The 9,450-nt window shown below is 34.1% G+C and carries 11 protein-coding genes; all 11 read left to right on the top strand.

Annotated features, from left to right (window positions below; genetic code table 11):
• Positions 1-451, top strand: a 451-nt coding sequence (locus AB4Y90_RS16090; protein ID WP_441558592.1) for a M20/M25/M40 family metallo-hydrolase, incomplete at its 5' end; no start/stop codon positions are given.
• 131 nt (positions 452-582) lie between these two features.
• Positions 583-1,605, top strand: coding sequence for a T9SS type A sorting domain-containing protein (locus AB4Y90_RS16095; RefSeq protein WP_441558593.1), 1,023 nt, complete (start codon positions 583-585; stop codon positions 1,603-1,605).
• A 77-nt stretch (positions 1,606-1,682) separates the two neighbouring features.
• Positions 1,683-2,390 (top strand): SDR family oxidoreductase, encoded by a 708-nt coding sequence (locus AB4Y90_RS16100; RefSeq protein WP_441558594.1) that lies wholly within the window; start codon positions 1,683-1,685, stop codon positions 2,388-2,390.
• A 272-nt stretch (positions 2,391-2,662) separates the two neighbouring features.
• A complete protein-coding gene (locus AB4Y90_RS16105; RefSeq protein ID WP_441558595.1) occupies positions 2,663-3,163 on the top strand; it encodes an electron transfer flavoprotein subunit beta/FixA family protein in 501 nt (166 codons plus the stop codon).
• 84 nt (positions 3,164-3,247) lie between these two features.
• The gene (locus tag AB4Y90_RS16110) at positions 3,248-4,195 is read left to right on the top strand and encodes an electron transfer flavoprotein subunit alpha/FixB family protein (protein WP_441558596.1); all 948 of its coding nucleotides are present in this window, start codon (positions 3,248-3,250) and stop codon (positions 4,193-4,195) included.
• Between the two features lie 184 nt (positions 4,196-4,379).
• Positions 4,380-4,979, top strand: a complete 600-nt coding sequence (locus tag AB4Y90_RS16115; protein ID WP_441558597.1) for a bifunctional nuclease family protein — start codon at positions 4,380-4,382, stop codon at positions 4,977-4,979.
• A 21-nt stretch (positions 4,980-5,000) separates the two neighbouring features.
• A complete protein-coding gene (locus AB4Y90_RS16120; RefSeq protein ID WP_441558598.1) occupies positions 5,001-6,251 on the top strand; it encodes an MFS transporter in 1,251 nt (416 codons plus the stop codon).
• Between the two features lie 115 nt (positions 6,252-6,366).
• Complete coding sequence (locus AB4Y90_RS16125; RefSeq protein WP_441558599.1) at positions 6,367-6,921, top strand: RNA polymerase sigma factor; 555 nt, start codon at positions 6,367-6,369, stop codon at positions 6,919-6,921.
• A complete protein-coding gene (locus AB4Y90_RS16130) occupies positions 6,887-7,597 on the top strand; it encodes a hypothetical protein (RefSeq protein WP_441558600.1) in 711 nt (236 codons plus the stop codon). Before AB4Y90_RS16125 ends, AB4Y90_RS16130 begins: the two co-directional genes overlap by 35 nt.
• Positions 7,598-7,607: 10 nt before the next feature.
• On the top strand, positions 7,608-8,702 hold the full coding sequence (locus AB4Y90_RS16135; protein WP_441558601.1) for a hypothetical protein: 1,095 nt from the start codon (positions 7,608-7,610) through the stop codon (positions 8,700-8,702).
• Positions 8,703-8,971: 269 nt separating this feature from the next.
• Positions 8,972-9,358 (top strand): hypothetical protein, encoded by a 387-nt coding sequence (locus AB4Y90_RS16140; protein WP_441558602.1) that lies wholly within the window; start codon positions 8,972-8,974, stop codon positions 9,356-9,358.
• Positions 9,359-9,450: the final 92 nt, after the last annotated feature.

Genomic DNA, 9,450 nt, shown 5'->3' on the forward strand with positions numbered 1-9,450 from the left:
CGGTTATACTGGTGAAGGTGCAAAAACGGTGATTCCTTCTAAAGCTTCAGCTAAAATTTCGATGCGTTTGGTTCCTTATCAGACTCCTGAAGAAATTACAGAAAAGTTTACAAAATATTTCGAAAAAATTGCTCCGGCAAATGTAAGAGTAAAAGTTACCCCGCATCACGGCGGGATGCCATATGTTTTACCAACTGATACCAAAGAGTTTTTGGCTGCTAAAAATGCAATGCAGTCTGCCTTCGGAAAAGAGGTGCTTCCTTACAGAGGAGGAGGAAGTATTCCTATCACATCGATGTTTGAACAGGTTTTAGGAGCTAAATCGGTATTAATGGGATTTGGTTTAGATTCTGATGCAATTCACTCGCCAAACGAGCATTACGGTTTGTTTAATTTCTATAAAGGAATTGAAAGTATTCCGTTGTTTTTTGAGAATTATTCAAAGTCTTAAAAAGTGAATTAATTTGATAAATAATAATCCTTGAGAAGTTTTCTTGAGGATTATTTAATTTTAGAAAAAAATTTTTTATAGATATATTAACTTTTTTTTATATTTACAAGATTAAAATTAAAAATTATATTATGAAAAAAGTTTTATTGGCTTCAATGATTATTGGTTCAACTATTGCTTACGGACAAGTTCAATCTTTAATTACAGAAAATTTTAATGCATTAACGAATGGTAGTTTGGCTACAGATGCAACTGGTGCAACTGCAGGTCAAAATGGATGGTATATTTATCAAGGCGCTGCAGCAGATTATCAAGTGGTTGCAATTGATGCCGGTCATGGCAAAAGTTTGAATATTACTACAGGTGCAGGTGCACCACCGAGTACAGGCGCAAATACTAATAATAAGTATGCTTTTAAAGGATTTCCAACTACAGCAACACCAGCAAATAATATAGTACGTGCGACAATGGAAATTTATACTGGCTCTGCAACAGGAAAAGGTAGAGTGGGAATACAGTTACTCTCAAGTGCTGCAACTATAGGAGGAATTGTATATGATTACGAAACAAAAAGAATTTATGGACAAGCTAGAGTTACAGTAGTAGCCACACCAACTCAAACAGGTTTACTTTCATTAACTTTAGGTACTGAAACGTTTCCAGCTAATTCTTGGGTAACAGTTACTTATTTGTATAATAAAACAACAGGACAACATACGTATACATATACAAACGGAACTACTGGCGCTAGTTATAATTTTTCTGGAAGTACAACTTATTCAGTCTTTACTGGAGATATTGCAGCAGAATTTGATGCAGTAAACACAACATTAGCGRGTAATACTATTACAAATACGGCAGGAGTTGATAATATTCAGGTTGAATTTACAAATGCGGCAACATTAGGAGTAGACACAGCCGTTAAAAAAGCAAAACCTACTTTGATGATTTCACCTAATCCAACTTCAGAGATTTTAAATATCAAAACAGATTCAAAAATCAATGCAGTTTCTGTTGTAGATCTTACAGGTAAAAAAGTAAATGCAAAATTAGATGGAGACAAAGTTGATGTTAGAAATCTTCCTGCAGGAACTTATTTAATCAATATTGAAACAAATGATGGTATCTCTACAGAGAAATTCATCAAAAAATAATAACTGATTAATTTCAGTATAACAAAACGCTCCAAATTGGGGCGTTTTTGTTATTTTAGGGTTTTAAAATTTAATCAATGATAGAAAATAAAGTTGCTTATATTACAGGAGGAACAAAAGGTGTAGGATATGGAATCGCAAAAGTCTTACTTGAAAATGGTATTTCAGTGGCATTTTCAGGAAGAAAAAAAGAAGATGTGGAAAAAGTCGAAAATGAATTAAAACAATACTCAGATAATGTTTTAGGCTTAATTTCGGATGTGAAAAATCTAGATAATGAATCTAATGCAGTCAAAAAAATCGTAGAAAAATTCGGGAAATTAGATTTCGTAATTGCTAATGCAGGATTGGGGATTTTCAAACCTGTTGACGAACTAAGCTCCGAAGAATGGAATGATATGATTGATACCAACTTAACCGGAGTTTTTCATACTTTAAAAGCATCAGTTGAAGAATTAAAGAAAACTGAAGGATACTATATTACGATTTCAAGTTTAGCTGGAGCTAATTTTTTTGAAAACGGAACAGGTTACAATGCCTCAAAATTTGGAGTTGTTGGCTTTACACAAGCTGCAATGATCGATTTAAGAAAGTATAATATTAAATCTACCGTAATAATGCCGGGCTCGGTGGCGACAAATTTTAATGGAAATATTCCGTCAGAAAAAGATGCCTGGAAAATTCAGCCTGAAGATATGGGGAATTTAGTGCTTGATATTTTAAAGATGAATCCAAGGGTTTTACCAAGCAAGATTGAGTTTAGAGCAACAAAACCAAAGGCTTAGAAACTTATAATGCGCTGAATAATAATTAAATAAGTATTATGCATGCATAATATATTTTTTATTTATATTTACAAAACTTAACAAACAAAATCAGCTTCCGAAAATCTAAAGGATTAATTAGCTGAAAATAAAATGATAACACCCATAAAGCCGAAAGCTGTTAGGTAAATGAAAATAATTAAACAACATATGAAATCGCCATAATTTGGAAACGCTTTTAGCAATGAAAACAAGCGATAACATATGGCAATTAAAAACAATAAAATCTACATATGAAAATATTAGTTTGCATCAGTAGTGTTCCGGATACTACTTCAAAAATCAACTTTACAGCAGATAAATCTTCATTCGACAAAAACGGAATTCAGTGGGTGATCAATCCATTAGACGAATTCGCATTAACAAAAGCAGTTAAACAGTTATTGAATCAGCCTTTCGTAAACGCTTCTGTTGGTTTAGATATAAACGGAGCTGAAGCTACTGCTGTAAGAGAAATTGAAGGCGGTAAAGAAACGATTTCTGTTAAATTACCTGCTGTAATTGCTGGTCAGAAAGGATTGGTTGATGAAAAAGATTTGATTATTCCAAACATGAGAGGAATTATGTCGGCAAGAACAAAACCTTTGCAGGTTGTAGAGCCTACTTCTTCTGAGGTGAAAGTTCAGGGAGTTTCTTATGACTCAGTTCCGCCAAGAGCAGCTGTGAAAATTGTTTCTCCTGATAATTTAGATGAATTGGTAAGACTTCTTCACGAGGAAGCTAAAGTAATTTAAAAAAGATAACAGATTTCAGGTATTAGGTAATAGCTTAAAAGCTAATTCCTAAAACCTAATTCCTAACACCTAAAAATTAAAAAAATGGCAGTATTCGTATACGCAGAAAATATAAACGGAGTTTACAAGAAAGCAGCTTTTGAGGCAGTTTCTTATGCTAAAGCAGTGGCTGATCAGGCGGGAGATACCGTTACGGCAATCTCTGTAAACCCAACAGATTCTTCAGATTTATTGTATAAATATGGAGCAACAAATGTAATCAACATCAAAGACGAAGGTCTTAAAAATTTCTCGGCAAAAGCTTATGCACAGGCTGTAAGTGAAGTTGCAGACGGAAATATTTTTGTTTTTCCTCACACTACAGATGCTTCTTCTGTAGCACCAATGTTGGCGGTAATGAAGAATTATTCTTTAATTACCAACGTTTTGGAAGCTCCGGAAAGTCAGTCTCCGTTTCAGGTGAAAAGAAAAGCTTTCTCAGGAAAAGGTTTCATGCATGCAAAAGCTGAAGGAGCAGGAGTAATTCTTACCGTTTCTCAAAACGCTTTTGGTGTTAAAGAAAATGCAGTTTCTGGTTCTGAAGAAGTGAAAAACCTTTCTGTTGCTAATGAAGATACAAAAGTGATTTCTCACGAGCAGAGTTCAGGGAAATTAGACCTTAAAGAAGCTGAAGTAGTAGTTTCTGCAGGTAGAGGAATGAAAGGTCCTGAAAACTGGGGAATGGTAGAAGATTTGGCAAATGTTTTAGGTGCTGCAACAGCTTGTTCAAAGCCGGTTTCAGACATCGGATGGAGACCTCACACAGAGCACGTTGGACAGACTGGTAAAGCAATTGCACCAAATCTTTATATTGCAATTGGTATTTCTGGAGCTATACAACATTTGGCGGGTGTAAACTCTTCTAAAACAATCGTTGTAATCAACAGTGATGCAGAAGCTCCGTTCTTTAAATCAGCAGATTACGGTGTTGTAGGAGATGCTTTCCAGATTATTCCTGCATTAACTGAGAAGATTAAAGCATTAAAAGGATAAAAATGAATTGGCAATTGTCAATTCGCTTTGCTTGTCAATTTTAAACCTATTTTAAAAATTCACTTGCGAAGCAAGATTGACAACGCAGTTAATTCACAATTCACATATAAAAGCCCCTTCCGGGCTTTTATTTTTGTCTAAAAAAGTAAAACCTACAATAAAAAATTAATTTATATTTGTAGTCATGGATTATAAACAGCTAGTCATACGCGGAATATCGTACAGTCAGACCCAATCGGGCGCTTACGCATTGCTATTGGAACATGAAGAAACTAACATTAAATTGCCTGTTGTTATCGGTAATTTTGAGGCGCAATCCATTTCTTTAGGCTTAGAAAAAGACATTCATCCGCCACGTCCGCTTACACACGATTTATTTACAAAATTTATTATTTCTACAAATTATAAATTGGTTTCTGTAATCATTTATCAGATTGTAGACGGTGTTTTCTTTTCAAATATCAATTTTAAAAATTCTGAAACCGAGGAAGAGCTGATTCTTGATGCAAGAACTTCAGATGCTGTTGCCATGGCGGTAAGATTTGATGCACCGATTTATACCACACAGCAGGTTTTAAACGAAGCCGGAATTTTATTGGAACTGGAARAAGTATCTAAAGAAGAGGAAACTTTTTCTGAAACCGTACAGGCTGAAGACAGTTTATCGTCTGTCTCAATGGAAGAATTACAAAAATTGCTTGATGAAGCTGTGAAAGAAGAAGATTTTGATACCGCTCTTGAAATTCAGGAGGAGATCAAAAGGCGAAAAAAGAAAATAGATTAAAGAGATATTTACAATTATAAGATGAATTTAAAATTACGTTTGACCATCCTGAGCTTTTTGCAGTTTGGGGTTTGGGGAGCTTATCTTACTTCCATGGGGAATTATTTAGGCTCCGTAGGATTAGGTTCCAAAATCGGGCTTTTCTATGCAATGCAGGGGATTGTTTCCATTTTTATGCCTGCAATCATGGGAATTATTGCAGACCGGTGGATTCAGGCTCAGAAGCTTCTTGGGATTTCGCATTTTCTTGCAGCGGCTTTCCTTATTTGGGCAGGTTATTACGGTATGTCTGCAGGAGCAGATGTAGAGTTTTCGAAACTGTTTCTTTTGTATAGTCTGAGCGTTACCTTCTATATGCCGACAATTGCACTTTCCAATTCTGTTGCTTACACTGTTTTAGTTAACAATAATTTTGATACGATAAAATCATTTCCGCCCATCCGAACAATGGGAACGGTAGGTTTTATCTGTGCCATGTTATTTGTGAATTTTGCAGGTATTCAGAACGGAGATTTCAGTTTTAATTTTTCAAATGAAGCAGATTTTCCAAGCTTTCAGAATAGTTACAGCCAGTTTTTTGTTTCCGGGGTTTTAGGAATTATTCTATTTGTTTATTCATTTACATTGCCGAATTGCCCTGTAAATAAAATATTTTCAATGTTTTTGGGCGTGTCTTTACAAATTACCAACGGTTATGCAAACCCTTTCATAACGAGTTTTAAAGTTATTCCTGAATTTGCAGATACATGGGGTTCAAACAATGCCAATGCTTTGATTTCATTATCACAAGTTTCAGAAACGCTTTGTATCTTATTAATTCCTTTCTTTTTAAAACGATACGGCATTAAAAAAGTAATGTTGATGGCAATGTTTGCCTGGGTTTTAAGATTCGGTTTGTTTGCAACGGGAAATCCTGGCGGAGGAGTTTGGATGTTTATTCTATCGATGATCGTTTACGGAATTGCTTTCGATTTCTTCAACGTTTCAGGATCGTTATTTGTTGATAAAGAAACAGATAAAAGCATTCGTTCGAGCGCACAGGGAGTTTTTATGATGATGACCAACGGTTTTGGGGCTACCATTGGAATGTTGGGAGCTCAGGAAGTGGTAAATCATTATGTTTTTTCACAAACTGATCCCGCTTTGCAGCTTGCAGGATGGCAGACTTCATGGTATATTTTTGCAGGTTATGCATTGGTTGTGACCGTTTTATTTGCCATTATTTTCAAGCATAAACACAATCCGGATCAGCTGAGAGAAATTAAACATTAATTTATTTCAGCAATAAAGATATATCAGATTGCACTTTTGAAAAAAAAGTGCAATTTTTTTTACTTTTAGGCAACCATTTTCAATTTCCGCAGTCTTATAGGTAGAAAACTAATCAATGAAGCATTTAGAAGAGAATTTTAAACTTGCCAAAAAACATGATCGGAGAGCTCAGAAAGCGCTTTATGATTTGTTTTCAGCTAAAATGTTGGCGGTTGCAAATTCTTACACCAATAATATTCACGATGCGGAAGATATTTTAATGAATGCTTTTCTAAAATGTTTCAATAAAATCAACGATTGCAAAGACTGGGAAAGCTTTCCCTTTTGGCTGAGGAAAATTGTAGTAAATGACTCAATAACTTTTGTGAGGAAAAATAAAAATATTTTGTACACAGATATTGAAGTTGCTGATGAGTTTTCCGAAGATGAACTGAACGACAGTTTAAGAGAAATCAATATCGAAGAAATTTTTTCTCAAATGCCGACTGGTTACCGACTGATTTTTAACCTCTACGTTTTTGAAGATAAAAAGCATCAGGAAATTGCAGAAATTCTGAATATCTCTGAAGGAACAAGCAAAAGCCAGCTCAGCAAAGCCAAAAAATGGATTGCTGATTATTTAAAATCAAAAGAAAATGGACAAAAAAATACGGAAACAGTTAAAAACTGACTACGAAAACCTTGAAATAAAGCCTTCTGATCATCTTTGGAATCAAATCGAACTTGGATTAGACAAAGATTCTGAAACGGTACAAAAACCACTCTTTCAATGGTGGAAATATGCTGCGGTAATTGCTGTTCTGGTATCATTAGGAACTGTGTTTTACTTTAACTCTGATCAGTCTTTAAAACCTAAAGAAGTAATTGCAGCTAAAAATCCGGATGAAAATAATTTTAAACCAACAAAAACTATTGAATCTGATGCTAATGATGATGAAAATCAAAATATTACTTCTGAAATTATTGTTAAATCAGAAAAAATTCAGAAAAAGCAATCGGAAATATGGGTTCAAAGTCAACCTGAAGTTTTAAAAGAAACTCTAAAAATTGAAAATCCACAATCTCAGATCAATATAAAACCAGAGATTGAGATGAATACCAAACCTGAACAGCATATTTCTGAATCTCCTCAATTAATGGCAACGAAACCTGTTGTAAAAGAAACGAAAGTAAAATACGTTACAGCAAACGATTTAATTTTTCAGCGAAAATATAGTATTGAAAAGAAAGAAAATGCACAGGAAAATGTAAAAAGACTTGGGATTATTACGATTAACAGAATCAATGTAAGCCCGGAAATCATCACCATTTTTAACGGCAGTAACAACACAGACGAACAAAAATAAATCATCAGATATGAAGCTAAAAATACTTTTAACAGGAGCTTTTATGTTCTTGTTCTCGATCAGCTATTCCCAAAGTAAAGTAACTTTGAAGAAACAGATGGAAAATTATACCAACAAAATCGACAGCGTGGTCGTTGAAGAACGAAATAAAATGAATGCTGAATTTGATCTGCTTGAGAAAAAAATGAAAGCCGGTGAGATCTCTGAAAGCGAGATGAATGAGCAGAAAAATACAGCTGCCATTCGCTATGAAGCGATTATAAACGATGAGATTGACCGTCAAAAAGACGAATACGAAGAAATTACCGGCAAAACGGTCAGAAGAGCACTTTTTAAAAGTAATATCGATAAAAAAAATAGTCTGTTCAGAACAGCAAGAGGCGCTTTGCTGGATCTTACATTTGAGCAGCCTGAGTTTGATGAGCCTGAAGATCCTAAAAATTATCTGGAAAGTTTCGGCTATGTTGCAGGAATTTCACTGATCAATTTTACAGATAACAAATTTTTTAATTTTTCTAAAGGAAATGAATTAAAAAACTCAATGTCCGGAAATTTCTCTCTGCGTTACGAAAATCAATTAGGAAAAACCACAAGCTCTGTTTTTTACCGTCTTGGTTTAGGCTGGAGACTTGATACAGTTATTCCGAGTGGGGATAAAATTTTCGCTCAGGATGATAAAAATCTTTACATTACTGAGTTTACAGGAAATAATTTTAAAAACGCATGGTTGAGAACAGATTACATTTATGTTCCAGTCGAAGCAATTTTCGTTTTAAATCCGAAATATAAAGACTATAACGGAGCACGTTATATTGATAACACCAAAAAACAATTGCGTGTAGGAGTGGGGCTTTACGGAGGAGTGAAGGTCAATGACAGAATTCATCTTCAGTATAAAAATGATTTCGGAAATAGAATGGATATTCGGGAAGGCGTTTCAAAAGGGCTAAATCCTTTTATTTTCGGAGGCAAAATCTCTATTGAATATTTCGGGTTTAATATTTATGTGATGAAAGATTTTACACCTGTTTTCAACAATGATGCATTAATTCGTAACAAAAGAGGAGTGCAAATTGGTATAGATCTTTGGGCGCTTACATTTTAATTTTCAGAAAGATTTTACAATACTTTTAATGATAATAGTTTGCCAACAGTTGATATAGTCTACAAATTGGTTTATAAATAGCAATTATTAATTTTTAAATATACATTAAAATTAAGTTAATGTTAATTAATTAATAAATATTGTTTAATATTTTTATCTAAATAATATTGTCATTCTTAAATAAATGATTTTAAAGCATACTTATAAAAAGTATGTTTTTTTTTGTATTTTGGCATTCTGAGATTCATTTAAAATTGTAAAATAAAGGAATGAAAAATTTGCAGCTTTTAGGATTGCTTTTGGTCGTGGTCGGAAGCTTTTTACCACTGGTTCATGTTCCCATCATAGGAAACTGGAATTATTGGCAGGTCGATCATTATCTGGCGATATTTTGCTGGCTATTCTGTGCATGTGCCCTTTTCGGGATTGTAAACAACCGCGCCAAGCTTGTCAATATTTTTGCTGTATTTCTGATTATTTTATTTGTATTTACCTTATTTGCCACAAAATATCAGGCTTCAAGCTACTTCAGCTTTTTACCGTTTAAGTCCTGGACGAAAGCTTTGGCAGGAACGGTAAAGCTACAATGGGGATGGATTGCCGAATTTTTGGGAGCATTCATTATGCTTTTCATAAAAGCTAAAAAAGAAAATTAAACTTAAAGTATAAAAGAAAAAAATATGAAAGAAGTATTCATCGTTTCCGCAGTGAGAACGCCAATGGGAAGTTTTATGGGCAGTTTATCAAC

It is taken from the genome of Chryseobacterium sp. 2TAF14, assembly GCF_052115105.1.
Lineage (GTDB): Bacteria > Bacteroidota > Bacteroidia > Flavobacteriales > Weeksellaceae > Chryseobacterium.

Excerpts from the sequence above, each read along its gene's own strand:
- AB4Y90_RS16100 (WP_441558594.1), top strand. The coding sequence starts at position 1,683 with ATGATAGAAAATAAAGTTGCTTATATTACAGGAGGAACAAAAGGTGTA.
- AB4Y90_RS16105 (WP_441558595.1), top strand. The coding sequence starts at position 2,663 with ATGAAAATATTAGTTTGCATCAGTAGTGTTCCGGATACTACTTCAAAA.
- AB4Y90_RS16110 (WP_441558596.1), top strand. The coding sequence starts at position 3,248 with ATGGCAGTATTCGTATACGCAGAAAATATAAACGGAGTTTACAAGAAA.
- AB4Y90_RS16120 (WP_441558598.1), top strand. The coding sequence starts at position 5,001 with ATGAATTTAAAATTACGTTTGACCATCCTGAGCTTTTTGCAGTTTGGG.
- AB4Y90_RS16125 (WP_441558599.1), top strand. The coding sequence starts at position 6,367 with ATGAAGCATTTAGAAGAGAATTTTAAACTTGCCAAAAAACATGATCGG.
- AB4Y90_RS16130 (WP_441558600.1), top strand. The coding sequence starts at position 6,887 with ATGGACAAAAAAATACGGAAACAGTTAAAAACTGACTACGAAAACCTT.
- AB4Y90_RS16135 (WP_441558601.1), top strand. The coding sequence starts at position 7,608 with ATGAAGCTAAAAATACTTTTAACAGGAGCTTTTATGTTCTTGTTCTCG.
- AB4Y90_RS16140 (WP_441558602.1), top strand. The coding sequence starts at position 8,972 with ATGAAAAATTTGCAGCTTTTAGGATTGCTTTTGGTCGTGGTCGGAAGC.